This is a genomic window from Marinomonas gallaica (assembly GCF_001639745.1).
Lineage (GTDB): Bacteria > Pseudomonadota > Gammaproteobacteria > Pseudomonadales > Marinomonadaceae > Marinomonas > Marinomonas gallaica.
Map to the genome: position 1 here is coordinate 145,563 of NZ_LTAX01000001.1, position 26,334 is coordinate 171,896.

Annotated in this window: 22 protein-coding genes; 11 read left to right on the plus strand and 11 right to left on the minus strand. The window is 45.2% G+C overall.

Features of this window, described 5'->3' with window-relative positions; all coding sequences use genetic code 11:
• Positions 1-26: 26 nt before the first annotated feature.
• The 6 genes from rpsA to gyrA form a co-directional block, all read right to left on the minus strand.
• Positions 27-1,709: a 30S ribosomal protein S1 gene (gene rpsA / locus AYW76_RS00720; RefSeq protein WP_067036175.1), complete on the minus strand. Its 1,683-nt coding sequence runs from the start codon at positions 1,707-1,709 to the stop codon at positions 27-29.
• A gap of 163 nt (positions 1,710-1,872) precedes the next feature.
• Positions 1,873-2,556 (minus strand): (d)CMP kinase, encoded by a 684-nt coding sequence (gene cmk, locus AYW76_RS00725; protein ID WP_067214579.1) that lies wholly within the window; start codon positions 2,554-2,556, stop codon positions 1,873-1,875.
• A gap of 15 nt (positions 2,557-2,571) precedes the next feature.
• Complete coding sequence (locus tag AYW76_RS00730) at positions 2,572-4,776, minus strand: prephenate dehydrogenase/arogenate dehydrogenase family protein (RefSeq protein ID WP_067214582.1); 2,205 nt, start codon at positions 4,774-4,776, stop codon at positions 2,572-2,574.
• 33 nt (positions 4,777-4,809) lie between these two features.
• Complete coding sequence (gene pheA, locus AYW76_RS00735; protein ID WP_067214586.1) at positions 4,810-5,931, minus strand: prephenate dehydratase; 1,122 nt, start codon at positions 5,929-5,931, stop codon at positions 4,810-4,812.
• A gap of 22 nt (positions 5,932-5,953) precedes the next feature.
• Entirely contained in the window at positions 5,954-7,036 is a 1,083-nt protein-coding gene (gene serC / locus AYW76_RS00740) for a 3-phosphoserine/phosphohydroxythreonine transaminase (protein ID WP_067214588.1), read from the minus strand.
• A 75-nt stretch (positions 7,037-7,111) separates the two neighbouring features.
• Entirely contained in the window at positions 7,112-9,784 is a 2,673-nt protein-coding gene (gene gyrA, locus AYW76_RS00745; RefSeq protein ID WP_067036160.1) for a DNA gyrase subunit A, read from the minus strand.
• Between the two features lie 349 nt (positions 9,785-10,133).
• On the opposite strand from gyrA, the gene ubiG reads away from it, so the two are divergent.
• The 3 genes from ubiG (at position 10,134) to AYW76_RS00760 (ending at position 14,522) form a co-directional block, all read left to right on the plus strand.
• Positions 10,134-10,862 carry a bifunctional 2-polyprenyl-6-hydroxyphenol methylase/3-demethylubiquinol 3-O-methyltransferase UbiG gene (ubiG, locus tag AYW76_RS00750; RefSeq protein ID WP_067214592.1) on the plus strand — a complete coding sequence of 243 codons (729 nt, stop codon included), beginning with the start codon at positions 10,134-10,136 and terminating at the stop codon, positions 10,860-10,862.
• A 10-nt stretch (positions 10,863-10,872) separates the two neighbouring features.
• Positions 10,873-11,619 (plus strand): YciK family oxidoreductase, encoded by a 747-nt coding sequence (locus AYW76_RS00755; protein WP_067214594.1) that lies wholly within the window; start codon positions 10,873-10,875, stop codon positions 11,617-11,619.
• A 140-nt stretch (positions 11,620-11,759) separates the two neighbouring features.
• Complete coding sequence (locus AYW76_RS00760) at positions 11,760-14,522, plus strand: insulinase family protein (RefSeq protein WP_197467740.1); 2,763 nt, start codon at positions 11,760-11,762, stop codon at positions 14,520-14,522.
• A gap of 16 nt (positions 14,523-14,538) precedes the next feature.
• Here the strand turns inward: AYW76_RS00760 and AYW76_RS00765 are convergent, their stop codons facing one another.
• Together AYW76_RS00765 and fabV are read right to left on the minus strand one after the other, a co-directional pair.
• The gene (locus tag AYW76_RS00765) at positions 14,539-15,123 is read right to left on the minus strand and encodes a hypothetical protein (protein WP_067214598.1); all 585 of its coding nucleotides are present in this window, start codon (positions 15,121-15,123) and stop codon (positions 14,539-14,541) included.
• 97 nt (positions 15,124-15,220) lie between these two features.
• Positions 15,221-16,423 carry an enoyl-ACP reductase FabV gene (fabV, locus tag AYW76_RS00770; RefSeq protein ID WP_067036134.1) on the minus strand — a complete coding sequence of 401 codons (1,203 nt, stop codon included), beginning with the start codon at positions 16,421-16,423 and terminating at the stop codon, positions 15,221-15,223.
• Between the two features lie 138 nt (positions 16,424-16,561).
• Here fabV and AYW76_RS00775 point away from each other — a divergent pair, with 138 nt between their 5' ends.
• A complete protein-coding gene (locus tag AYW76_RS00775; protein ID WP_067215137.1) occupies positions 16,562-17,788 on the plus strand; it encodes a glycosyltransferase family 4 protein in 1,227 nt (408 codons plus the stop codon).
• On the opposite strand, the gene AYW76_RS00780 is transcribed toward AYW76_RS00775, so the two are convergent.
• From AYW76_RS00780 to AYW76_RS00785, 3 genes are all read right to left on the minus strand, one after another.
• Positions 17,785-18,006, minus strand: a complete 222-nt coding sequence (locus tag AYW76_RS00780; RefSeq protein ID WP_067214601.1) for a DUF1289 domain-containing protein — start codon at positions 18,004-18,006, stop codon at positions 17,785-17,787. The two genes, AYW76_RS00775 and AYW76_RS00780, sit on opposite strands and share 4 nt — an antisense overlap.
• A complete protein-coding gene (locus AYW76_RS18880) occupies positions 17,996-18,166 on the minus strand; it encodes an oxidoreductase-like domain-containing protein (RefSeq protein ID WP_082866041.1) in 171 nt (56 codons plus the stop codon). The genes AYW76_RS00780 and AYW76_RS18880 overlap by 11 nt, the downstream gene beginning before the upstream one ends.
• A 76-nt stretch (positions 18,167-18,242) precedes the next feature.
• On the minus strand, positions 18,243-18,959 hold the full coding sequence (locus tag AYW76_RS00785; RefSeq protein ID WP_067036127.1) for a YebC/PmpR family DNA-binding transcriptional regulator: 717 nt from the start codon (positions 18,957-18,959) through the stop codon (positions 18,243-18,245).
• 264 nt (positions 18,960-19,223) lie between these two features.
• On the opposite strand from AYW76_RS00785, the gene AYW76_RS00790 reads away from it, so the two are divergent.
• The 7 genes from AYW76_RS00790 to AYW76_RS00820 all read left to right on the plus strand — a co-directional run bounded on the left by AYW76_RS00790 (position 19,224) and on the right by AYW76_RS00820 (position 26,312).
• On the plus strand, positions 19,224-20,996 hold the full coding sequence (locus AYW76_RS00790; protein ID WP_067214602.1) for a SulP family inorganic anion transporter: 1,773 nt from the start codon (positions 19,224-19,226) through the stop codon (positions 20,994-20,996).
• 122 nt (positions 20,997-21,118) lie between these two features.
• Positions 21,119-22,525 (plus strand): ATP-binding protein, encoded by a 1,407-nt coding sequence (locus tag AYW76_RS00795; RefSeq protein ID WP_067214604.1) that lies wholly within the window; start codon positions 21,119-21,121, stop codon positions 22,523-22,525.
• 16 nt (positions 22,526-22,541) lie between these two features.
• A complete protein-coding gene (locus AYW76_RS00800) occupies positions 22,542-23,219 on the plus strand; it encodes a response regulator (protein WP_067036118.1) in 678 nt (225 codons plus the stop codon).
• Between the two features lie 87 nt (positions 23,220-23,306).
• Positions 23,307-24,257, plus strand: coding sequence for an AEC family transporter (locus AYW76_RS00805; protein ID WP_067214606.1), 951 nt, complete (start codon positions 23,307-23,309; stop codon positions 24,255-24,257).
• Positions 24,258-24,351: 94 nt separating this feature from the next.
• On the plus strand, positions 24,352-25,227 hold the full coding sequence (locus AYW76_RS00810; protein ID WP_067214609.1) for a hypothetical protein: 876 nt from the start codon (positions 24,352-24,354) through the stop codon (positions 25,225-25,227).
• A 13-nt stretch (positions 25,228-25,240) separates the two neighbouring features.
• On the plus strand, positions 25,241-25,780 hold the full coding sequence (fldB, locus tag AYW76_RS00815; protein WP_067214611.1) for a flavodoxin FldB: 540 nt from the start codon (positions 25,241-25,243) through the stop codon (positions 25,778-25,780).
• A gap of 217 nt (positions 25,781-25,997) precedes the next feature.
• Positions 25,998-26,312 carry a DUF3301 domain-containing protein gene (locus AYW76_RS00820; protein WP_067036106.1) on the plus strand — a complete coding sequence of 105 codons (315 nt, stop codon included), beginning with the start codon at positions 25,998-26,000 and terminating at the stop codon, positions 26,310-26,312.
• Positions 26,313-26,334: the final 22 nt, after the last annotated feature.

The window sequence follows — 26,334 nt, forward strand, 5'->3', positions numbered from 1 at the left end:
TTTTAAAACTTAGCACTTAAATAGAACTAGTTTTGGTTCTCAAGTTGAGCCTTGATCAGGTCACCGATTGTAGTCGGGCCAGTTGATTCAGCTTGCTGCTTTTCAGAGTGTGACTTGATAGCCGCTTTCTCTTCTGTAGCATCTTTCGCTTTAATAGAAACAGCGATAGTGCGAGCTTTACGATCAACGTTAGTGATCGCAACTTCAACAGATTCACCTTGCTTAAGAACAGTAGAAGCATCTTCTACACGATCACGGCTGATTTCAGAGACTTTCAAGTAAGCTTCAACGCCTTCTGAAAGAATCACAACAGCACCTTTAGCATCTACTTCACCGATAGTACCAGTAACGATAGCGCCTTTGTCGTTTTCAGCAACGAATGCAACGAAAGGATCTTGCTCTAGTTGTTTAACACCTAGAGAGATACGCTCACGCTCAGCATCGATAGAAAGAACAACCGTTTCTAGAACGTCACCTTTCTTGTACTTACGTACTGCTTCTTCACCAGCTTCTTCCCAAGATAGGTCAGATAGGTGAACAAGGCCATCGATACCGCCGTCAAGACCAATGAATACGCCGAAGTCAGTGATAGACTTGATAGCGCCAGAGATCTTGTCGTTTTTGTTGAATGAAGTAGCAAACTCTTCCCATGGGTTTGGAGTGCACTGCTTGATACCTAGAGAAATACGACGACGCTCTTCGTCGATGTCTAGGATCATAACTTCTACTTCGTCACCGATCTGAACAACTTTAGAAGGGTGGATGTTTTTGTTCGTCCAATCCATTTCTGAAACGTGAACTAGACCTTCAACACCTTCTTCAAGCTCAGCGAAGCAACCGTAGTCAGTTAGGTTCGTTACACGTGCAGTAACTTTAGTACCTTCTGGGTAACGAGCTTTGATTGCAACCCATGGATCTTCACCCAATTGCTTAAGACCTAGAGATACACGGTTACGCTCACGATCGAACTTAAGAACTTTAACGTCGATCTCATCACCTACAGCGATGATTTCGCTTGGGTGCTTGATACGCTTCCAAGACATGTCAGTGATATGTAGAAGACCATCAACACCGCCCAAGTCAACGAATGCACCGTAATCAGTAAGGTTCTTAACGATACCTTTAACTTCTTGACCTTCTTCAAGGTTAGCAAGAAGCGTTTCACGCTCAGCGCTGTTAGTCGCTTCCATAACGGCACGACGAGATACAACAACGTTGTTACGTTTCTGATCAAGTTTGATAAGTTTGAACTCAAGTTCAACACCTTCAAGGTGAGATGTGTCGCGAATAGGACGAACATCCACCAAAGAACCTGGCAAGAAAGCACGGATGTTAGCGATATCCACAGTGAAGCCACCTTTGACTTTACCGTTGATAACACCCTTAACGATTTCACCTTCTTCGTAGGCTTGCTCAAGAACAGCCCAAGTTTCAGCACGCTTAGCTTTCTCACGAGAAAGTTTCGTTTCACCGAAACCATCTTCTACAGCATCAAGTGCAACTTTAACTTCGTCGCCGATGTTAAGAGTGAATTCGCCGCTCTCAGAAAGGAATTGAGAACGAGGGATAACGCCTTCAGATTTTAGACCTGCATGAACAGTTACCCAGTCGCTGTCGATGTCGACAACTAGACCAGTAACAATCGAGCCTGGAGCCATTTCTACGGTTTTAAGGCTTTCTTCAAACAGTTCTGCGAAGCTTTGAGTCATTGTGATTCCTATATACACGGAACAACTAAATGTTCCCTGCCACATCGCCAGCTTATGTGGGATTAATTTACATTGTTTGCGATTTGGCGTTTGCTGGCCCCAAATCGACTTAATTTAATCGACCTATTTTAGCACAAAGATTGAACATAAATACAGTTCAAACTTAAATGTAAGAGGCTTTTGCCGCTTCAGACAAGATAATATCCACAACCTGCTCAATCGATAGCTCTGTGCTATCGATCTCAAGAGCACCCGTTGCAGGCACCAAGGGAGCAACAGCACGATTTGCATCGCGCTCATCACGCTCTTTAATGGTTTTAACTAACGCATCAAAATCGACCACATCCCCTTTCTGTTCAAGCTGTAACAAGCGACGCTGCGCGCGCTCTTCAGGTGTTGCCGTCAGAAAGACTTTGATGCTCGCCTCAGGAAACACAACGGTTCCCATATCACGACCATCAGCAACCAAACCCGGCTCCTGTACAAAAGCACGCTGACGTAACAATAAACCTTCACGTACATCACCAATAGCGGCCAACTTAGACGCTTGATTACCAACGATTTCCGTCCGGATCGCCTGCGTAACGACTTCCCCTTCAAGCACAATCTCAACCTTACTATCTTCAGATTGCTTAAATTGAATATCTAAATGCTCAGCAAGAACTTTAAGCGCTTCCACGTCATCACTTTCAATACCATGATGGGACGCCGCTAAAGCCAACAAGCGATAAAGCGCACCACTATCAAGCAAATGCCAACCCAGCTTTTCGGCGACCAATTGACTTACTGTGCCTTTACCAGCACCACTAGGGCCATCAATCGTAATAACTGGGGCTTGATTCATCATAACTGTTCCTCTTATTTAGCTAAGCACTGAGCACTTCAGGCCCAGTGTTGTCGCAATTTCTTCTAAGTTTGGAATTTGTGCTAACAATTTCTGACAATCTCTGACTGTCGCTCCATTGCGGCAACGAGCAGCAAGCAGCAAGAATGCCAATGCCACAAGCTCATTCCCTGCACTGTCCAAATCCCCTCCATGAGGAGTACTTCCTTTTATTAATAGGGTTCCGGCGTGCCATTCTCCAACACCACCGATATGATTCACGCCATCAACTAACGTTGTCATGCGATCCTCATAGAAATAAGGCAAATTCGACACAGCCTCAAACTGACTGTCGCCTTCCGCATAAACGGCCGCCATGGCAAGACATGGCAAAAACTCGCGAAATTCATAAGATTGCTCTGCGCTCAGCGAAAAAGAACGCAATTTTGCAAATGAAACACGTAATCTTTGAGTAGCGAAGATACCCAAAGGCTCACCACACCATTCCAACTTGGCGCCATTCTGCTGCAGCAGATCCAACAAAGCCCCCATGCGACCAGAATGTGTCACGCCTTGCAGCTGTAGCGCTGAACCTGGTAGCAAAGAAGCTAACAACACGCACCATAGACTTTGCTGCATATCAGATGGCAACTCTATATTAGCAGCCTCTAACTTAGATTTTCGTACTGTTATAGAGGCTTGCCCTTCAATTTCAACACCAAAACTGGCGAACAATGCGCGCACCTGCTCATCAAATTGCATTGTCGATTCAAAACCAGAGTCACCTTGCGCAAACAGACCTAGCAACACCGCAGATGACATCAGCCTTGAGGATGCAGGTCCTGGCAACTTCCCAGAAACCGCGTTAATGGAAGACGGCAAAAACTTAAATGGCAAACAATCTGCCGCCCCCGAAGAGACCGCTGCACCCGCATTTTTTAGCAAACGCAATAGATTCGTAAACGGCGTATTAAGAAGAGAATCATCAGCTAACACATCAACAGAAAATGCTTGCCCTGCTAACACTGGCGCAAGCAAATACAAACTTGTGGCAGAGCCATGAACATTAATGGGCGCAATTGGAGCTCGAAGACCCGTTCGCCCGACCCCATGCACCCGCACAGAACCGTAGCCAAACTCTTCAATCACGACCCCCATATCCTTGAGCGCCTGCATGGTGACTTTTACGTCGCCCGCTAAATCCACGTTGGCTAATTCACTAACACCATCAGCTAAGGCTGCCATGATAAGAGCTCTATGTGACAAAGATTTGTCACCGACCAACTTAATATCGCCATTAATAGCCGATGCCGGGCTAACCGAAATTGACAACTGCTTTTCTTGTGGTTTACCCAAGGTACGCTGCTCTAACAATCGTAAAAAATGATCTCGAGCGGATTTCGCACGAGTAAACACTCCGTACATTGAAGCACCATCTGCATCAACAATTGCCTGACGCATGTCAGATAAACGATCAGTAAATAAATCAAGCGTTGCCAGCGTGGCATCTTTGTTCGCTAGAAACACATCGCGCCACATCACAGGGTCACTCGATGCAATTCGTGTAAAGTCACGAAAACCACCCGCAGCAAACCGGAATATGTCCTGACTGCGATCAGCATTGGCCAACGTATCGACCAACGTGTACGCTAACAAATGCGGCAAGTGACTCGAGGCGGCTAAGACATGATCATGATGATCCACATCCATACTCACAACATCTGCCCCGACTGCACGCCATAGCCGATGAAGACGATCAAGCAGCTCTGGATCGGAATAGGGTAATGGCGTGACAATCGCCATATGCTTTTCAAATAGATGAGGATTAGCAGCTAGCACGCCGCTTTTCTCAGCACCGGCGATAGGATGACCTGGAATAAAGTTCGCGGGGGCTTCGCCAAACACTTTGGCAGCTGCAGCGACAACACTCCCCTTTGTCGAACCAACATCGGTAATCAGAGTGGTTGGTTTAATAAACGCTTTAATCTCAGTTAATACGGACTCCATGGCACGCACAGGCGTTGCCAAAATAATAATGTCCATATTACTGATGGTAACTTCGTCTAATTGAGCCGGGTAATCAATGACCCCCGTTGACACCCCTAAGGTCAACTCACCAACACGACGATCAGCACCAAACAAAGTTGCCAAGCCTTGTTGCTTTAAACTTTTTGCGAAGGAACCGCCGATCATGCCCAACCCAACGATTAAGACATTACCGAACTCTCTCTTATTGTCATACATACTAAGCGCCTTATAACGAATTAAGCAAAGCGCTTACAGCACAGCGACTGGGTAAGAGCCAAGCACTTTTACTTCCGATGCACGTTCACGTAGCTCGTCAATAACGACTCGACACGCTTCGTCTTCACAATGCCCCCAGAAGTCGATATAAAACACATATCCCCACTTACTAATAAGAGAAGGACGTGTCTCCAAACGCGTCATATCAACACCGTGACGCTCAAACGACTCGAGTAAGCGGTACAATGCACCCGGCTCGTTTTTCGCACTCACCAACAAAGATGTTTTATCTTTGCCGCTCGCAGGCACTTTTTCATTACCAATAATTAAGAAACGAGTAGTGTTTTCAGGGTGATCTTCAATATTAGCCGACACCACCTCTAAGCCATAAAGCTGGCAAGCAATGTCACCAGCGATGGCTGCGACAGCCTTGCCATTCTTACCTGCCTCAGCAGCTAAACGCGCACCTTCGGCATTAGAGCTTACCGCAACGCGCTCCGCATGAGGCCAGTAACGATCAAGCCAAGCACGACATTGAGCCAAGGATTGTTGGTGTGAATAGATGTGTGTCACATCATCAGGTGCAATATTAGGCGCCACCAACAAGTTATGATGAATACGAACTTCTACCTCACCACAAATTTTCAGACGCGAACCACGGAAACTGTCCAGCGTATGATTAACAACGCCTTCGGTGGAATTTTCTACTGGCACCACACCGTAATTAGCGGCACCCGACTCTACTTCGCGGAAAACTTCGTCAATAGCGGCCATTGGCGCACTCACAATTGACTGACCAAAGTGTTTCAACGCAGCCTGCTGAGTAAAGGTACCTTCAGGCCCTAAAAAGGCAATGCGCATAGGACGCTCTAAAGCCAAACATGAAGACATTACTTGGCGGAAAATCTTCGCCATTTCTTCATTGCCTAGCGGTCCTTTATTACGCTCCATAACGCGACGAAGCACTTGAGCTTCACGCTCTGGACGATAAAAAACAACGTTATGATCACCTTGCTCCGCAAGCTTAACCTCTGCCACTTTTTGCGCACACGCGGCGCGCTCATTTATCAAATCTTGAATCTGAGCATCAATTGCATCGATTCGATCACGTAACAATGGCAACGTCATCGGGATTGTGTCTTTTTTTATCGTCATAGAGCGTTTGTCCTAATTACAATTAACCGTAGCGTTTCTCAAATGCCAGCATGAAGTCCACTAATGCTTCAACACCCGCTTTAGGCATCGCATTGTAGATACTTGCACGCATACCACCTACCGAACGATGTCCAGCAAGTGTTTTCAGCCCGGCTGCCTCTGACTCGGCTAGGAAAGTTTTTTCTAGGGATTCGTCTGCCAAAATAAATGGCACGTTCATTCGAGAACGGTAACGAACATCAATTGGGTTTGAATAAAAAGTGCTGTTATCAATAGTGCCGTATAGTAACGCGGCTTTCTCGATATTGATTTGCTCGATGGCAGACACTCCGCCCTGCCCCTCTAGCCACTCAAAGACTAGATCGGCCAAATAAATGGCAAAGGTAGGCGGTGTATTTATCATAGAGTCATTCTTCGCAAGATTCTCATATGACCAAACCGTCGGCAAAGAATCGTTATCACTGCGCGCTAATAGGTCTTTACGAATAATGTTAATCACTACACCTGCAGGCCCAACATTTTTCTGGGCACCTGCGTAAATCATACCGTATTTAGAAACATCAACCTGTCGGGACAAAATAGTAGAAGACAGATCAGCAACAATAGGTAGGTCTGTTTCAGGCAATGCATCAAACTCTAATCCACCAATGGTTTCATTAGGCGTCAGGTGCAAATATGCAGCGGTTTCATCCAATACTAGGGACGAAAAGTCTGGAACGGTGGTGTAGTTCACATCTTTTGATGAACCCGACACAATGACATTGGTGTACTTACTCGCCTCTTTAAGCGCCTTCGTAGACCATGCACCAGTGTCTAAGTAGCATGCTGAATCAAATCCAGAGGTCAAATTTGCCGGAATTTGAGCAAAAGATGCAGAAGCACCGCCTTGCGTAAACACGATCTCATAATCATCCGGAATATTCATCAAACGAGCGAGTCGCGCTTTAGCCGAGGCTAAAATCGAAACAAACTCATCACTACGGTGGCTCATTTCCATGACTGACACGCCTTTTCCATGCCAATCAAGGAGCTCTGCTTGCGCTTTTGCTAATACAGCTTCTGGAAGCGCGGCGGGACCAGAACAAAAGTTATAAACTCGGCTCATTCTGCCTTAAACCTCATTTAAGTATGTGTCATGACAACACAAAAGAAGGCGCACCGAGGTGCGCCATAGGATTTTTTACTCTTCTGAGCTTGGGGGGGTACTCGTCAGATCATCCGTTGTTTCGACTGCTTCTGCATCCGCTTCCACCTCTTCGATTTCAACAACCGCATCGTCATCTTCAACAACGCGTTCGACACCGACTAATTTTTCTTCATTAGACAGTCGAATCAAGGTAACACCCTGAGTGTTTCGACCTTGGCAAGAAATTTCAGAAACGCGCGTACGAACCAAGGTACCCATATCAGTAATCAAGATAACTTCATCCGACTCTTCAACTTGCGTCGCACCCACTACTGGGCCGTTACGCTCGGACACTTGAATACCAATAACACCTTGACCACCACGGCCGTAAACAGGGAAATCACTGATCATGGTACGTTTACCGTAACCATGCTCACATGCCATCAAGACCGCCGTTTCTGTTTCAGCACTCGGTACAATCAGCGATACTACTTTGGCCTCTTCGGGCAATTTAATACCGCGTACACCGGCTGCCGTACGACCCATAGGGCGAACATCTGTTTCTTTAAAGCGAATCGTTTTACCTGAGCTCGACACCAACATAATATCGTCTTCGCCGGACGTGCGCGCTACACCAACCAGTGCATCACTATCATCCAAGTTCAATGCGATCAAGCCGCTTGTACGAGGACGGGCAAAATGCTCCATTGCCGTCTTCTTAACAGTACCGTTGGCAGTTGCCATGAAAATATAGCTACTCGCCGTTTCATCTGACTCTTCAACGTCTGTATCTGCATCCGTTTTTTCAGGCGCCGTTAGCGGCAACAAGGCAGAGATATGTTCACCTTCTGCCAATGGCAATAGATTAACAATTGGACGACCTTTAGAAGCACGACTACCGACTGGAATCTCAAATACGCGCAGCCAATACACTTTACCGAAGTTACTAAATAGCATAACGGTGTCATGACTACTTGTTACCAACAGGTGACTGATATGGTCTTCGTCTTTCATACCTGATGAGGACTTGCCACGACCACCACGGCGCTGGGCTTTGTATTCTTCTAGCGGCTGTGTTTTCGCATAACCTGTATCCGAAATCGTCACCACCATTTGCGCTTCATCAATCAAGTCAGCAATGGTTAAATCTTGTTTCGACGTCAGGATTTCAGTACGACGCACATCACCAAACTGATCACGCGCATCTTCAAGCTCTTCGCGAATCACTTCCATTAGACGATCTGGATTACCCAAAATTTCTAACAGCTCAGCAATCAAGTCGATTAGAGACTTGTATTCGCCCAAAAGCTTTTCGTGCTCCAAACCTGTCAAACGGTGCAGGCGCAAATCAAGAATTGCTTGTGCTTGCTCTGGAGACAAATGATAAACATCACCATTAAAGCCGTAAGCAGGATCTAAGTCATCAGGACGACAAGCATCAGCACCCGCACGCTCAAGCATGGCATTTACATTGCCTGGCTCCCAGCTTTCAGAGATCAGTTTCTCTTTCGCTTCAGCTGAGGTAGGTGACTGACGGATCAGCTCAATAACTCGATCAATATTCGCCAGTGCGACCGCTAAACCCTCTAGAACATGGCCACGCTCACGAGCTTTACGAAGCTCGTAAATCGTACGACGCGTCACAACCTCACGACGGTGTTTCACGAAGCATTCTAGAATTTGTTTTAGGTTCAACAATTCTGGACGACCATCAACCAAGGCCACCATATTGATGCCAAAAACAGATTGCAGCTGAGTTTGAGTGAATAGATTATTCACTACTACATCTGGGTTTTCACCTCGACGCAGTTCAATAACGATACGCATACCATCTTTATCAGACTCGTCACGTAATTCGCTAATGCCTTCAATTTTCTTCTCTTTTACCAACTCAGCAATTTTTTCAATGACTTTTGCTTTGTTTAGCTGGTAGGGAATTTCAGTAAAAACGATCGCCTGACGATTGGCCTTTTCCATTTCTTCAACATGGTGACGAGCACGCATGTAAATACGACCCCGACCTGTTTTGTAGGCTTCTACAATACCAGCGCGGCCGTTAATGAAAGCACCGGTAGGAAAGTCAGGACCAGGCACAAACTCCATCAGCTCATCGATGGTAATTTCAGGGTTATCAATGACGTTTAGGCAGCCATCAATGATTTCACCCAAGTTGTGAGGAGGAATGTTGGTAGCCATACCAACAGCAATACCTGCGGAGCCGTTTACCAACAACCCAGGGATACGCGTTGGCAGCACACCAGGCATAAATTCAGTGCCATCATAGTTAGGCACGAAATCGACAGTTTCTTTTTCCAAGTCCATCAGCATATGGTGCGATATGCGCGCCATACGGATTTCGGTGTAACGCATGGCTGCGGCGCTGTCGCCATCTACAGAACCAAAGTTACCTTGGCCATCCACCAGCATGTAACGCATTGAGAATGGCTGCGCCATACGAACGATGGTCTCATAAACAGCTGAATCACCATGAGGGTGATATTTACCGATCACGTCACCGACGATACGAGCCGATTTTTTGTAGGGCTTATTCCAGTCATTCTTAAGTTCATTCATCGCATACAGCACGCGACGGTGAACAGGTTTCAAACCGTCTCGAACATCAGGCAATGCACGCCCTACGATGACACTCATCGCGTAATCTAGATACGAACCTTTCAGCTCATTTTCGATACTGACGGGAATAATTTCTTTGGCTAATTCACCCATAGATACTACCGTTCCTTATGTTTGGAGCAAGATAACAATACAACCGCTCCGGCCATCTTTTTGTAAGCGCGGCATTATACCACAAGCGAAACCTGAACACCCATTATCTATAGCGCATTTATTTTCATCAAAGCGGGGAACATAAACCCACTCACTTCTGTCATTAAAAGACCTTAAAACAGATGGCAATGATCAATATTCATAAAAAAGCCTCGTTCAAATCATCATCCAAGTTTGTCGCCAACCATAGAATCGCTATAATGCCATGATCCAAATAGCGGCGAGCGCTCGAATAATAGGAATTCACCTAATCGTTAATGCAGTAGCCACGATACAATAGGAACAAGAGATGACCTCAAATCAAACCAACTCCACCAATGTAGACCTAGATGAAGTCGCCAAATTTGAAGCGCTAGCAAGTCGCTGGTGGGATAAGACCAGTGAGTTCAAGCCTCTTCATGACATCAACCCACTGCGCGCCAACTTCATCAATGAGCGCGCCGCATTAAATGGTAAAAAAGCCATTGATGTAGGCTGTGGTGGCGGCATCCTTTCAGAAGCCCTAGCCCAAATGGGAGCCACCGTTAAAGGCATTGACATGGGTGAAGCACCTCTTGCCGTCGCAACACTTCATCTCGAAGAAAGTGGCCTTGAAATCGATTACGAGCGCATTACCGCAGAAGAAATCGCTGAACGCGAAGCAGAGCAATACGATGTGGTTACCTGCCTTGAAATGCTAGAACACGTTCCAGACCCAGCATCCGTCATTCGCGCCTGCATGAAATTGTGTAAGCCTGGTGGTCACGTCTTTTTCTCAACCATCAATCGTAATCCAAAATCCTATTTATTCGCCATTGTGGGGGCTGAGTACGTTCTCAAGATGTTACCAAAAGGTACGCATGACTACGCCAAATTCATTCAACCTTCAGAGCTTACTCAATTTGCCCGCCAAGCAGGACTTGATGTCACTCACATGACAGGAATGACCTATAATCCAATTACGAAAGTCTACAAACTGAATGATCGCGACGTGTCCGTTAACTACTTAATGCACACGCAAAAGCCGATAAAAAACTAGGAGGTCTAAGATGCTGGACTACCAAGCGCCGAACGATCTGTTAAAAGAAAAAGTAATTCTAGTAACCGGAGCCGGCGACGGCATCGGTAAACAAGCCGCCCTAACCTATGCGGCCCATGGCGCCACCGTTATCCTATTAGGACGCACTACCAAAAAGCTTGAAGAGGTTTACGATCAATTTGAGAGCCTAGATTATCCACAGGGTGCCATCGTACCACTCAATCTCGATACAGCAGTCGAGCACGATTACATTGAATTAGCCAATACAATTGAAAGTGAGTTTGGTCGTCTCGATGGCATCCTTCATAATGCCAGCTTGCTAGGAGATCGCACGACCCTCGCAAACTATGAACCAAGCACATTTGAACAGGTCATGCGGGTCAACGTTAACGCGGCATTTTTGCTCAATCAGGCACTCATTCCGCTACTACAGAAAGCCCCAAGCGCCTCCATCATCTTTACAACCTCATCCGTAGGCCGCAAAGCAAAAGCCTACTGGGGGGCGTACGCGGTATCAAAATTTGCTACGGAAGCCATGATGCAGTTGCTGGCAGACGAACTTGAAAACATCTCTCAAATACGCGTCAACGCTATCAACCCTGGAGCCACTCGCACCAATATGAGAGCTTTCGCTTACCCAGCTGAAGACCCAAATACTCTCAAAACACCTGAAGACATTATGCCTCTATATCTTTACCTAATGGGCAACGACAGCGCAGATGTAAACGGTGAATCTCTAGACGCCCAACCAAAATAAATCCGCACACCTTGCACATCATCATAGGAACGGGCTAACCTGTTTCTATGATGAAATTTACAGCAAACATTCATACCCTTTTCGCCTCGATCGCAGCGACCTGCGTTCTTTTTCTAAGCCTCCCTGTAGTAGCTGAATCTATGCAAACAATTTCTGGTAAAAGCCCATCAGACCAACATACCTATGCCCACACAACACTCAATAACGGCCTTTCTGTTATCTTAGTATCTGACCCGCAAGCCGAGCGCCCCGCGGCGTCATTAGCGATTAAATCAGGAAGCTACAGTGACCCTGACAAACATTTAGGTTTGGCTCACTTACTAGAGCACATGCTATTTCTAGGCACTGAAAAGTACCCAGAAGCAGGCGCTTACCAAGAGTTTATTCGTGAACACGGAGGCTCACATAACGCCTACACCAGTGCGCAACTGACTAACTATTATTTTGATACTTTGCCTGAGACATATCCTGAAGCACTGGATCGTTTTGCTCAGTTTTTTATCGCCCCGACATTGGATCCAGCCTACATAGAACGAGAAATCAATGCGGTTGATTCAGAGTATCGCGCTAAATTAGACAATGAACAGCGCCGTAGTAATCAAGCAATGAAAACGTTATTCAACCCAGAACACCCTGGCAGTCGTTTTACCGTCGGAAATATTGACACGCTGGGCAATATTCCAGCCAGCCAATTACGCGACCTACTTGTCAATTTTTTTGAGCGCCATTACACACCTGACAACATGGTTCTGACATTAACCGCCAAGCAATCCACAGAAACTCTGGCCGCCTACGCTCGCACCTACTTCTCAGGCATCCCAGCACGCCAAAACCCCACAACTCCTGAATTGCCGGATTTGGTCGGTGACGGTGGAAAACTACAGTTTTTTAAAACCAACACAGATAAAAGCACGGTCAAGTTTTCTTTTCAGATTCCAAGCCAAACCGAAAAATACGACACTCAGCCTGCGCGATACTTATCTTATGTACTCGGCGATGAGTCGCAAAACTCCCTTTTTGCACACTTAAAGCAACATCATTGGGTACAGTCTTTACATGCAGGCGTTAGCCAAGACGATGGTCAGCAGGCACTGTTTAGTATTTCTATGCGCTTAACCGATGAAGGAACAGTGCAACGGAGTAAGGTCGCTGAGTATTTATTTAAAACCATAGACAACTTAAAAAAAGCGCCCATTTCGAAGCAATATCTGTCTGAGACCAAGACTCTTAGCCTGCTTAATTTTCGATACCACGACTACATTACACCCATTAAACTGTCTCAAATTCTATCAAGTCGGGCACTGGATGTGGGCGTAGAACATCTATTGAACAGCTTTCATATTTCAGAAAGCGCTGACAAACAAGACATACAAGCCTTACTCAACTCATTAAGCTCAGACAATCTAATTATTCAATGGCAGCACCCCTCCATTTTCCCTAAGGAGTGGATGGACGGCGACATCAAGTGGCAGCACGAACCCCTTTACAACAGTGACTATGCCAACGGAAAGCCAGCCCTAAATCAAGAAAAAATCGCCTCCGATAGCGTATTACCAAACGACTTCGGTCTTCCGGCTGCTAATCCCTATATGCCGGACAATTTAGACCTGCTACAGGCAAAAACTCCCTCTCTTCCTGAAAACATTGAAAATCAAGCAGGTTTCGACTTCTGGTACAAAGCTAACACCCAATACCAAAAGCCAACGGGTATGATTTTTGGCTATTTTGGCTTTTTAGAAAACCCAAGCACACGCGATCGATTACTTCTTCAATTGTGGGCAAAATTATTTAACGATGCCGTAAGCGAAAGCACTTACCAGCCTTACATGGCAGGTTTAGGCTATCAACTTTACGCCCATGGCAATGGTTTAACACTGCGCACGAATGGCTATAACGACAAACAAGGGGACTACTTCTACTCTCTGGTTGAACAACTCATGGCCTTCAGAGCGTCAAGCAAACGACTATCCATTGCGAAACAGGATGTTTTAAAGGGCTTAAGCAACCTTGAAAGCCAGCCACCGTATGCGCTAGCACGTCATAATTTTAGCCAAGTCGCCATCAAAGGAAACGCGCCTTCCGACGCTCTAAAGGAACTTGTCACCGACATATCAACCGATGACATCAACCGATTCATTAGCCAGCACATACAGCACTTTCAATACATTGGTTATATGACAGGAAACTTTAGTAAAACGGATGCGCATGGCTTAGCAGGGAAAATCAGTCGTCAAGTTGACAGCTGCTTGTATAAGCATCCGTACCGATATGTTGAGTTGAAGCAATTTGAAGCTCAGCAACGCTATATATACACCTTCAATACGCGTAGCGACGACAACGCCGTACTCTACAGTTTGATTGCGACCGACAATAATAATGCAACGTACGCCGAACGCGCCAACGTCCGCATCTTATCCCAACTTTTAGGGGCTAGGTTTTACAATGAGTTTCGTACCGAAAAACAATATGGCTACATCGTTGCGGTTACCAACCAAACCATTGAAAAGACTCCCGCAATCGGATTCTTAGTACAATCCCCCAATACCTCAACCGAAGTGCTGGTTACGGAGATAGAGCGCTTTATCGACGAAACGAGCTGGACCGACGAGGACGTCTCGGATAAATCCTTTGAACAAGCACGCAAAGCCGTCTTAGCTGCCTACAAAAAACAGCCCACAAGCTTACGAGAAGACGCTTTAGAAGAGTGGCCACATATTGTTGAACCAGAACATAACTTCAAGGATCGTCAACAATGGATAACCGCATTAGAGCAACAAACCAAAGCTGCATTCCTTGAGTTTATTAATATGAAAGTTGAAAAAGATCAAGCCGCGCGCTTATTGATTACTAACAAATGGCACGCGGATAAAAATGAAGATTGGAAACCACTAAAGATCGAATAATGGTTGCAGGAATGCACTAACCACCAATGAGCTGCTCTAGCTTTTGCTCATTGGTGAGTTCTGACTGATCGGTTGGCGCCTCCGCCGATTCCCCCGGCATCACACGATTACCAGGCAGCACCTCACTGAACTCACCTTCTGCTGCCGAAGCTGTATCCCCACCATGCAATTCAGCCTGATCTTTTTCAAGCTTATCCTTCTGATCACCAAAGATTCCGATCTCAGGCATCATACTAAGACGTCTTTGTTGTATTTCTTCAGGTATATGCCCTGTAAACAACACAGTGAACGGAGACTCTTCGGTACGTCGATTTACCTCACGGTAGATCTCTTGCTCGCGCTTGGCAATCGCAGACTCTTCTAGGTAGGACAGTTTACTCGGATTCGCTGACACAACCATATTGGCAATAGCATTCAACTTAGGCTTTTCGGCAGGGATAATAGTGACATCCTCACGCGAGCTGATAACCACTTGATGCTGACCACTGTAAACTTGATTGCCATACAAAACCTCAATCGGCTCAATCTTAATCGTCTGGGCATTTAGTAGCGGCACAGTCGCCGCTAGCACACTTAAAAATACGGTTTTCTTAGGTAACATCAAAACTCTCCGAAGGCTCACTCCACTATAGAAGAATCTTTGCACAAAAAAAAGGAGACCAATGGTCTCCTTTTATAACGACTTGTAAACAAAAGTCTTAAAGTGTAATTACATCAAACTCTACTTGCGTATCGACGTCTGCTTCGTAATCCACACCTTCGATGCCAAAACCAAACAACTTCAAGAACTCATCCTTATAAAGCTGGTAATCTGTTTCAGCAAACAAATTAGCATCCGTCACTTGTGGCCAAAGGTCGCGACATGCCTGCTGAACGTCTTCACGAAGCTCCCAGTCATCTAGACGTAGGCGATTGTTGTCGTCCACAAGCTCTGCAGGATTATTATCATTGTACAAACGTTCAGCGAACATGCGGTAAATTTGATCCATACAGCCTTCGTGCAAACCCTTCTCGCGCATCACTTTAAATACCATCGCAAGATACAGCGGCATGACAGGGATGGCTGAAGAGGCTTGAGTAACAACAGACTTAAGTACGGCAACATTAGCACCGCCCCCCTGCTTAGCCAGCTCTGTATCAATTGCTTTCGCAGCACGATCCAAGTCTTCTTTTGCTTTGCCCAACGCACCGTGCCAGTAGATTGGCCAAGTAATATCAGAACCGATGTAAGAGTAGGCTACCGTGCGAGCACCTTCAGCTAAGACACCTGCATCGGATAACGCTGACATCCAAAGCTCCCAGTCCTCACCGCCCATTACGGTAACCGTTTGCGCGATCTCTTCTTCTGTCGCCGGTTCAATCTCAGCATCAATGATGACATCACGGTTAGTGTCAATCGCCGTCGACTTGTAGGTTTCACCAATAGGTTTAAGAACAGAGCGAATAACTTCCCCTGATTCAGGCATTTTACGCACAGGCGAGGCTAAAGAGTAAACAACTAAGTCAATTTCGCCCAGGTCTTGCTTAATAAGCTCAATAGCTTTATCACGCGCTTCATTTGAGAACGCATCGCCATTGATGCTTTTCGCGTACAGGCCTGCTTCATGCGCCGCCTTATCAAACGCAGCAGCATTATACCAACCCGCTGTACCGGGCTTTTTCTCTGTGGCTGGCTTTTCGAAAAAGACACCAATCGTAGCCGCACCAGAGCCGAACGCTGCCGCGATACGAGAAGACAGGCCGTAACCGCTTGATGAACCGATTACCAACACTTTTTTAGGGCCATTTTTAATGTCGCCATTCGCTTTTACTTTAGCGATCTGGTCTTGTACGTTTTTCTCACAGCCTGTTGGGTGAGTCGTTGTACAAATAAATCCACGAATTTTCGGCTTAATAATCATAGTTAAGTCTCAACGTCATGTTTCCATAGCATGCCATCCAGTCTGTTTTAGACCGACAACACAAAGTTGGCGCACATGATACAATACCCAGCAATACTTGTCCCTTTTCTTTATTTTCAAGCTAACTCAATCATCCCTATGAAGATTTTAATTATTGGTTACGTTTGGCCCGAGCCAAACTCCTCCGCGGCCGGCAGCCGTATGATGCAACTCATCGACACATTCCGCGAGCAATCTTGGGACGTTGAATTCGCCTCGCCTGCACAAACGACCGAACACATGGTGGACTTAACCCAACATGGTGTTACATCCGCCAACATCCAACTCAATTGCGATAGCTTTAATAAATACATTACTGAGCTCGCACCGGATGTTGTTGTTTATGATCGTTTTATGATGGAAGAACAGTTCGGCTGGCGCGTAGCAGAATATATGCCCTCAGCACTACGGATTCTAAACACAGAAGACTTACACTCTCTGCGCGATGCACGCCATACTGCGGTTAAACAAAACCGTGAATTCACCATGACGGACATGCATTCTGACGTGGGCGTTCGAGAAATTGCCGCTATTTATCGTAGCGACCTTACACTGATGATATCGGAGTACGAAACAGAGCTATTAAAAACAGCATTCAATGTGCCTGAAACACATGTGATGCACTTACCTTTTATGCTCGATACAGCGACATTAAGCGCCAAGCCATTCGCTGATCGAGAACACTTTGCCTTCATCGGTAACTTTCGTCATGCGCCGAATTGGGATGCGGTGTTACAACTTAAGCAAGTGTATTGGCCAAAAATTCGCAAACAGCTCCCTAAAGCTAAACTCATGATCTATGGTGCTTATCCACCACCCAAAGCCACGCAACTGCATAATGAAAAAGACGGTTTCTTAGTAAAAGGCTGGGCTGAAGACGCTCAAAAAGTCATCGCAAACGCCAAGATTTTACTTAGCCCTATTCGCTTCGGAGCGGGCATTAAAGGCAAGTTAGTGGAGGCGATGCAAGTCGGTACACCAAGTATTACAACCTCTGTCGGCGCCGAAGCCATACATGGTGCATTACCGTGGAATGGTGTAGTAACGGATAATATCGAGGATTTTGTCAACGCCAGCGTCAGCCTCTACCAAGACGAGCTGAGCTATGGGCTGATGCAAGAAAACGGTCATGCCATCATTCAGCAGCGCTATGAAAAGAAAGCTTGGCAGGAAAAGTTGATCACTCGAATAAACATTCAAGTGCAATTAAAAGAGCGTTTACGGGACAGCTTTTTCTTAGGTAAATTGATACGCCATCACTCCATGAAAAGCACTCAATACATGTCTCAATGGATTACGCTGAAAAACGCCAAGTCTGACGTTTAAAGCACAAATTGACTGGCACATTCTCGCTGGCGGACTTGTTCCATCACCGCCAGCTGCTCTTCGCGGGACATACGCCCCCATTGGCTGATTTCTACGCCGGTTCGATAACAACCAATACATACGTCATCATCGTTTAATGAACAAACACTGGTACAGGGTGATCGCACTGGCTCTTGCTTGATCGGCGAAGGAGATTGTACTGGATCGTTATGATTCATTATCTTGCTCTTTAGCCTGGGAGGTATTTTGTGCGTCTTTTATGGCTTTTTGCTCTGCATTCCATTCACGCAACGCCTCATAGTAAGTATCCCATACGCAAGGTGAGCATTCGCTTTCACAGCACTCCCAATCTTCTGGCGGAGTTGGACGTTCGTTCATACTACCCTCATAGAAAAAACCCTTCAGCAAAGACCTTGGCAAACCTTACCCGTGTCGCTACCGAAGGATTATTTAATTAGAATTCAGCGTTATGGTACACGCGCTGAACGTCATCTAGATCGTTTAATAAGTCTAGGAAACGTTCAAACTGCTCTACCTCTTCACCTGAAATTTCAGTAGTCATCTGAGGGATAAACTGAATTTCATCGACATCAAAGTCCACATTACCAAAGCTTTCAATGATGGCGTGACGCGCTTTACCGTATTCAGTATTCGGCGTAAATACTGTTACTTTGCCTTCATCGTATTCGATATCGGTGACATCAACGTCAGCTTCTAACAAGGCTTCCATCACAGCATCTTCATCTTCTGCAGAAAAAACAAAGATCGCGTTGTGATCAAACATATGCGACACACTGCCTTGTGTACCAATCTTGCTTTTCACTTTGTTAAAGCAAGTGCGCACATCACCAAACGTACGGTTCGGATTATCAGATAGACAGTCTACAATCACCATTGTATTGCCCGGTCCAAAACCTTCGTAGCGAGCCGTATCAAAGTCTTCGCCACCACCACCCTTGGCTTTGTCGATCGCTTTATCGATAACGTGCGTGGGTACTTGGTCTTTTTTGGCACGGTCAATCAAGCTACGTAGCGCAAGGTTACCATCTGGGTCAATGCCACCAGATTTTGCACACACATAAATTTCACGTCCGTATTTACTGTAAACCTTGGCTTTTTGATCCGAGGTTTTCGCCATGGACTCTTTTCGGTTCTGAAAGGCTCTGCCCATTAGATATTCCTACTCTGTTCAATCATTTAGAAAACAAAATTCTAACGCTAAGTGCCGCCCTATGAAACTCCCTAATCCACATTTAGCGAATTATTAGTCGTGGAAGAAAGGCTAAACAGTCCACAAAAACGTACAATGACTCACAAAATCCTCCTACATGACTATCTACGAAGAACATTTTTCGTGCTAAAATATTTTTTATTAAACGTCCATTTAATAAAAATCACTTATAAACTGCGTAAACAATGAATCTGGAGATGCGCAATGCCTAATACCCTACGCCGCTGGCTGCCTTGGCTTACACTTGTTAATGGATCAACCGTTAAGGCAGACTTTATTGCAGGGTTAACATGCGCATCTATGTCTATTCCTCAGGGCATAGCATTTGCAGCCATTGCCGGCCTGCCTGCCGAGTATGGTTTTTACAGCGCTATTGTTGCACCGATCATTGCCGTTTTATTTGGCTCATCTTGGCACATGGTTTGTGGCCCTGCCACGGCTATTTCTGCGTTGCTGTTTTCCTCTCTTTCAGGTCTTTACGTTCCCGGCTCAGCAGAGTTTATCCAAGCAGCATTGGCTATTACATTCTTAGCAGGATTAATACAGCTTGCACTTGGCTTGGCCAAGCTTGGCAACTTAACTAATTTCGTGTCGCACGCAGTTATGGTGGGATTTATTACCGGTGCAGCGTTTTTGATCATGCTAAGCCAAGTCCAGCATGCTCTAACAGCAGACTTACCCAGACCGGAAAATTTATCGAGCTTTTTAAATGCACTGCTTCACATTGGCCCTGAAACAAATATGTACTCGGTCTCTATTTGCCTCGTTACAATACTTGCAGCAATCATCATTCGAAAAATATCGACTAAGCTACCCCACTATTTACTGGCATTGATCGCCGGCAGTGTATTTGGCTATTTTTTGAATGCTGGAGCAAATAATGTACCGCTTGTGGGTGAACTTAACGAAGCGATCCCGCCTTTTGCTTTGATCGACTTATCTTCTAATACATTACGAGAACTACTCCCAGGCGCCGTCGTCCTTGCTCTCATTGGTCTACTTGAAGCGGCTTCTATTGCCAAAGCCATTGCCCTGAAAACACACCAAGAAATCGATACGAACCGAGAATTTATCGGTCAAGGTATGTCCAATACCGTTGGAAGCTTGTTTTCAAATTACATGAGTTCAGGGTCATTTACCCGAAGCGGAATCAATGTGGAAGCGGGTGCGCAGACGCCCCTAGCGATCATTTTCTCAAGCGTATTTTTATTACTTATTCTCAGCTTAATTGCGCCATTATTTTCACACCTTCCGATCCCCGCCATGGCTGGCATCATCATGCTAGTAGGCTGGCGTCTTATTGAATTCAAAGAGTTACTGCACTACGCAAAAACCAGTCGTGCTGAGTTAAGTATCGCCATGGTGACGCTGTTAAGCACCATTGGCATCAGCCTTGAGTTTGGTATCTTAGTCGGTGTCGGATTAAGCCTAACACTCTTCTTAAACCAAACAGCCAAACCCAATGTGCGTATCTTAGCGCCAATGGATACCCATGAAGGGCGTTACTTTCATAACATCATGCACTTTGATTTAGACACCTGCCCGCAAATCCACTTTATAAGGTTGGATGGGCCACTGTACTTTGGCTCTGTGGACTATATGTCTAAACAGTTTCAATTGATTGAACACGATTACCCTCACAAAGATCATTGGGTCATCTTATGTCGTGGATTGTCTGCCATCGATATGCAGGGTGCTCATTTTTTAAAGCAGCTGGTAGATAGACGTCGTGAAGAGAATACGCAAATTCATTTAGTAGTTCGATATTTGTGGCAACTTGATTTACTTGAGCGCTTCGGTGTACTAGATAAAGTAGGGGCGGATCATACCTACCCAGCGAAAGGTGTCGCTGTCGAGAAAATTGAACGCGACATGAACCTCAAACAATGCGCTGCTTGTGAGAAAAATGTATTCCGTGAGTGCCAGCAACGCAAACGAAAAGGGGAAACATTAATTGCCAAAACACCTATCAAGTAATGAAAGTTAATAGTTGCTCCTCATTATTTGCTCACCTAGGTAATAGTCAATGTGTGGTTATCATTATAATATAGCTGCACAATGGGTCAGATCTCTAAACAAAACGACAACGATACGAGCTTATGATTGGCACAAAAGGTTTTCAAATTCGCCACAAATTATTCTTAGTGTTTGTACTAAGTAACGTCTTGTTGATCGTCTCCATGTGGCAAGTCTTTCAATGGAGCTTCGATCGTGGCTTTGTGACGTATGCCACAGAGCGTGACCGCGACTTTTTACAGCAAATGGCGAACCGTACTGCTAATTTGTTTATTTATTACGATGACTGGTATTTTCTTGTTCAAGAGAGTCGCTTAGAGAAAGAGTGGCAGCAAGCCAAGCTGGAAAACATTCGTGATCTTATTCCACCTCCTAGTACGCCTAACTTAGACCTAATTTATCCTTCTCAGTACTATCGCCAGCGTTTTTTGTTGTTCGATCAGGAAAAACAGCCTCTGATTGGCGATGTAACATTCGCTGACGCCGAAACCCACGCTGTTATGGTCGACAATTCACTGGTTGGCTATGTCGGGCTGCGTTCTATGCGTGCATTAGTTCAAGATCAGACACTGCGGTTTGTTAGACAACAAGGCGAAGCTTTTTTATTGATCTCAGCGTTCATGCTAACGATTGCAGCCTTACTAACTTGGCCATTAGCGCAATGGCTTAGTCGACCCATTTGTACCGTGCGACAAGCAACAAAGCGCTTGGCGGCTGGAGATTTTGATACACGTATTAAAATAAAAGGCACAGACGAACTCGCCGACTTAGGCCGTGATTTTAACCATCTAGCTTCTACGCTTGAGCACATGCGTGATGCGCGTAAGAAGTGGGTCGCTGATACTGCTCATGAGTTACGTACTCCGGTCGCAATCTTGCGGGGAGAAATTGAGGCCATGCAAGACGGCATCATTAAAGTCTCGGATAACTCTCTAGCCTCTTTGCAACAAGAAGCGGTTCACATTGCGCGCTTAATTGATGACTTAAACCAATTATCTATGCATGATATGGGTAGCTTGAATTACTGTATGGAAGAAGCGGACTTAAATGATATTTTAGAGCAAACCGTTCACTCCATGCAGTTACCGTTCGATGAGGCGGGCTTAGAATTAGAACTTGTGATTGTGAAAAAGAACCCAATTATAATCACAGGCGATGACGACCGTTTACATCAACTGTTCGCTAACCTCATGAACAACACACTTAAGTACACCAACGCTCCTGGTAAATTAACAGTCACTTTGACTCGTGAGAACAAGAAAGCTGTGGTATTACTTGAGGACACTCCTCCAGGTGTCTGTGATGAGGATATAACACAAATATTCGAACAATTTTTCCGTGTGGAAAATTCACGCAACCGAGCAACTGGCGGGCGTGGCCTTGGCCTTGCCATCTGTACGAATATTGTCGATGGACACCAAGGCACTATTTCCGCTTACCACTCTCCTTTTGGTGGGTTGGGAATACGCGTAGAATTCCCTTTAAATTGATATGGAATCGATAACTATGAGTAAAGTACTGATTGTAGAAGATGAACCAAAACTAGCTGAGTTAATGGCTGCCTACCTTGAGCAAGCAGGTTACGAGCACCACCATATCGATCGTGGTGACCAAGTCGTAGATTACCTAAAAAACAATCAGGCTGACCTTATGCTTCTTGACCTTATGCTTCCAGGCCTTGATGGCGTTGAAGTATGTAAGCAAGTACGCCAATTTAGTGGCATGCCAATTATTATGGTCACAGCAAAAGCAGAAGAGATTGACCGTCTAATTGGTCTTGAAATGGGCGCTGATGATTACGTATGTAAACCATTCAGCCCTCGTGAAATTGTAGCGCGTGTAAAAGCAAATCTACGTCGCGTTGAGCTTGATCAGACAGAAGCACCAAAAACTGATGGCTTCGACTTGGACGCTGACCGTTTACGTGCAACGTACAAAGGCGAGCTAATCGACCTAACGACAGTGGAATTCCAATTGCTTCAATTATTGATCAAAGAGCCAGGTCGTGTTTTTGGTCGCGATATGATCATGAAAAGCATCTACACAGATAGCCGAGTAGTCAGTGACCGTACAATCGACAGTCACATTAAAAAACTGCGTAAGAAAATCGCTGCTGTAGCGCCAGAACTTAACGTAATTCACTCTGTATACGGTGCAGGTTACCGCTTTGAAAACAACGACTGATCAGTCGTTGTTTTTCCTACCTTGTTAATTGTTTTATAACGGCTGACACGTTCAGCTGTTACTTGATTTGAAAATTAGGCAGCTCACATGGACGATTTTCTTGGTGTAGTGGAATTTTCTCTTTCTATTACCGCACCTATTTTTTTAGTTCTTGTCATGGGTGTTGTGCTCGAGAAAATAGGCATGATTAACGATAACTTCGTTGAGGTATCGTCGAAAGTCATTTTTAACGTTGCTATGCCTGCCTTAATTTTCATCAACATTACCCAACAAACAACAGATCCAAGCAGCCACCTGTCTTTAATGGTGTATGCAATCATTGCCACCTTCATCACTTATCTAGCCTTAGAAGCACTTGCGGTAAAACTCGTCAAACAGAAAAGTGATCGAGGTATTGTTATTCAAGGGGCATTTCGCTCAAACATGGCAATTATTGGGCTAGCCTATTGCTTAAATGCTTATGGTGACAGTGCCTTAGCCGCAGCTACCGTCTACATAGGTGGCGTAATGGTGCTTTATAATGTTTTAGCCGTCATCACGATTAATCGCTCAATGAATGCCAATAAAAGCATTGCTGCTTCCTTAAAAGCGATCGCAAAAAACCCCCTCATCATTGCCATCGTGGTCGCCCTAACAGCCAATCAAATCAATTTGCAGTTGCCTGAAATTGTTACTCAAGCAGGAAATTATTTCGCCCAGTTAACGCTTCCTTTAGCTTTGTTGTGTGCTGGCGCGTCATTACGTTTTAAAGAGCTAAAGAAAGATATAACCCCTGCGCTGATTGCAACAGTTGGCAAGCTGATTGTCATACCTCTAATTTTAACCATGGGCGGTTTTTTTCTTGGATTTAGAGGTATCGATCTAGGCATTTTATTCTTACTATCTTCAGCACCTTCTGCCTCGGCTGGATACATTATGGCTCGAGCCATGAATGGCAATGCCGTTTTGGCTGCAAATATCATCGTATTAACCACCGTATTTTCCTTTCTAACCACAAGTGTGGGTGTCACCTTATTGCGTGCATTCAATCTCATTTAAAAATAATTTCACTTTTTGAATGAGAAGCACTTGCATTTGTTTGCAACAACCTTTTAAATAGTAATCATTCTCAGAACTGACCGGATGATGACTCATGATCGTACAAGCAATCGACTTATTTGAAGAGACTGGCAAAGTAAGCCAACGCTACGCTTACTGGCTATCTGGTCATCAACAAATAAAGCAGCCGTTATCAGGTCTTCGTCTTGTTCAGCAACAGTTTCACATTTTTGAGCCACTGACTATTCAAGAGCATGTTGCGGCTGGGGTATACATTACATTTAATACTGTAAGCCCATTGAACAAGCTGCAAAACACCACCCCGATTCAAGTATTGCCTGTTTACGAAGACGCACAGGTCGATTGGGAAGTAACGCAAGAATCTAAATTCAGCTGGAGTCAGATTTTTATGACTTGGGAACAATTGGCCTCTATTACAGGAGAGTCTATTGCTCAGGTAAAAGCGTTCTTTACACGTCATGTCAGCAAAGAAACCGGTACTCCTAAGTCTCTGACACTGACACGTACTCTGAGCCAAGAATTTAACCGTTTGATGCAACGTGATGGCAAGCAACTAGCACTGGTTGGCAAGTTATACAACCTAGTATTACAGACCATTGAGCACATTCAGGTTCAAAGCCATATTCAGCAATGTCCCGATTGCCAAAAGAAACTCTTTGAAAGTCAAAATATTATAGAAGCAGATCAATTCGCTTCCACAGACGATTTAGCCGAACAAGTAGGCCTAACCCATACCGCACTTGAACTGGGATTTGCTGTCATCACCGGTATGAGTATTGGTGAATACCAAATTGAAATCGCGTTTCGTCGAGCCCTTGCTCAGCCTAACAACAACCAATCTTTAGCCAGCCGTTTGACAGCAGACACTGGCTGGACGCAACAAGACATTGAAAAAGCTTGCCTAAAACGTTTTGGGGTCATGAGCCACCAATTAGGCAGTATGCAGTAACGTTGAGGACACTATGAGCACAACTAGCACAATCGGCCTTTTTTATGGCACCGATACATCAAATACCGAAATGGTAGGACAGAAAATTCAACAACAGTTTTCCGAGCTCGATCAATTGGTAGAACTGCACGACATTAAAGACTCTGACATCAACACGTTACTGGACTATGATTTTTTAATTTTAGGAATTCCAACATGGGATTTCGGTGGCATCCAAAGTGACTGGGAAGATGTTGGTGATGCGTTATCTGAGCTGGACTTATCTGGCAAGGTTATCGCTTTATATGGCTTAGGTGACCAATTTGGCTATGGCGATTATTTTGTCGATGCCATTGGCTGGTTGCACGAAAAGCTCGTCAATACGGGCGCTACCTTTATCGGCCAATGGTCGACCGAAGGCTATGACTTTGAAGCGTCTCGCGGCGCTAACGCAGATAAAACAGAATTCGTCGGCTTGGCAATCGATGAAGATCAGCAATTTGACCTTACTGACCAACGTGTTGAGCAGTGGGTGATACAGCTTTATGCAGAGCAGGCACTGGCAGCCGCCTAAGGTTAGATAGACTGGCTCACGATTTTGCACACGACTCGTTTGGCTTCCACTCATTCGCTGCCCCGAATGACCAAATTCGTGCAAATAGTGATTAACCAAAGGTTAATTTCTGCATAAAAACACGCTTCTCCTTTCTCTCTCCTGCTTTTGGGGAAGCGTGTTTTCTTTTTTTCCAACCTTTTGTAAGCTTGAGTCCTACTCATTAAGATCTTACAACATGAACCTAACCCTACTAGACGTTTGCCTTATCTTCGCGTTCTTCTGTTTTACTTTGCTCGCTTGGCAGCATTTTAAAATACGCGAATACACCCTGATGCGAGTTAAACAACAGTGTTCTAAACTTGATCTACAAATGCTGGATGAATCCATCTATGGCAGCTATTGGCGGCCCGTTATTGAGCGAGGTCAAGTAAAGATAAAACGACGCTATCAGTTTTACTTCACTTCCACTGGAGAAGGTCGATACCAAGGAGAGATTGAAATGATCGGCATGCAACAAAGCCATATTCATTTTGATCCTCATGCTATGTAATTTGTCTATTTTTTAAACAAAG

Bases quoted from the DNA above. Each gene is read 5' to 3' on its own strand.
- fabV (WP_067036134.1), bottom strand. From the start codon at position 16,423: ATGATTATTAAGCCGAAAATTCGTGGATTTATTTGTACAACGACTCAC.
- pheA (WP_067214586.1), bottom strand. From the start codon at position 5,931: ATGACGATAAAAAAAGACACAATCCCGATGACGTTGCCATTGTTACGT.
- AYW76_RS00795 (WP_067214604.1), top strand. From the start codon at position 21,119: ATGATTGGCACAAAAGGTTTTCAAATTCGCCACAAATTATTCTTAGTG.
- fldB (WP_067214611.1), top strand. From the start codon at position 25,241: ATGAGCACAACTAGCACAATCGGCCTTTTTTATGGCACCGATACATCA.
- AYW76_RS00760 (WP_197467740.1), top strand. From the start codon at position 11,760: ATGCAAACAATTTCTGGTAAAAGCCCATCAGACCAACATACCTATGCC.
- AYW76_RS00785 (WP_067036127.1), bottom strand. From the start codon at position 18,959: ATGGGCAGAGCCTTTCAGAACCGAAAAGAGTCCATGGCGAAAACCTCG.
- ubiG (WP_067214592.1), top strand. From the start codon at position 10,134: ATGACCTCAAATCAAACCAACTCCACCAATGTAGACCTAGATGAAGTC.
- AYW76_RS00810 (WP_067214609.1), top strand. From the start codon at position 24,352: ATGATCGTACAAGCAATCGACTTATTTGAAGAGACTGGCAAAGTAAGC.
- AYW76_RS00790 (WP_067214602.1), top strand. From the start codon at position 19,224: ATGCCTAATACCCTACGCCGCTGGCTGCCTTGGCTTACACTTGTTAAT.
- AYW76_RS00820 (WP_067036106.1), top strand. From the start codon at position 25,998: ATGAACCTAACCCTACTAGACGTTTGCCTTATCTTCGCGTTCTTCTGT.
- gyrA (WP_067036160.1), bottom strand. From the start codon at position 9,784: ATGGGTGAATTAGCCAAAGAAATTATTCCCGTCAGTATCGAAAATGAG.
- AYW76_RS00805 (WP_067214606.1), top strand. From the start codon at position 23,307: ATGGACGATTTTCTTGGTGTAGTGGAATTTTCTCTTTCTATTACCGCA.
- AYW76_RS00775 (WP_067215137.1), top strand. From the start codon at position 16,562: ATGAAGATTTTAATTATTGGTTACGTTTGGCCCGAGCCAAACTCCTCC.
- AYW76_RS00765 (WP_067214598.1), bottom strand. From the start codon at position 15,123: ATGTTACCTAAGAAAACCGTATTTTTAAGTGTGCTAGCGGCGACTGTG.
- AYW76_RS18880 (WP_082866041.1), bottom strand. From the start codon at position 18,166: ATGAACGAACGTCCAACTCCGCCAGAAGATTGGGAGTGCTGTGAAAGC.
- AYW76_RS00800 (WP_067036118.1), top strand. From the start codon at position 22,542: ATGAGTAAAGTACTGATTGTAGAAGATGAACCAAAACTAGCTGAGTTA.
- AYW76_RS00730 (WP_067214582.1), bottom strand. From the start codon at position 4,776: ATGTATGACAATAAGAGAGAGTTCGGTAATGTCTTAATCGTTGGGTTG.
- cmk (WP_067214579.1), bottom strand. From the start codon at position 2,556: ATGATGAATCAAGCCCCAGTTATTACGATTGATGGCCCTAGTGGTGCT.
- serC (WP_067214588.1), bottom strand. From the start codon at position 7,036: ATGAGCCGAGTTTATAACTTTTGTTCTGGTCCCGCCGCGCTTCCAGAA.
- AYW76_RS00755 (WP_067214594.1), top strand. From the start codon at position 10,873: ATGCTGGACTACCAAGCGCCGAACGATCTGTTAAAAGAAAAAGTAATT.
- rpsA (WP_067036175.1), bottom strand. From the start codon at position 1,709: ATGACTCAAAGCTTCGCAGAACTGTTTGAAGAAAGCCTTAAAACCGTA.
- AYW76_RS00780 (WP_067214601.1), bottom strand. From the start codon at position 18,006: ATGAATCATAACGATCCAGTACAATCTCCTTCGCCGATCAAGCAAGAG.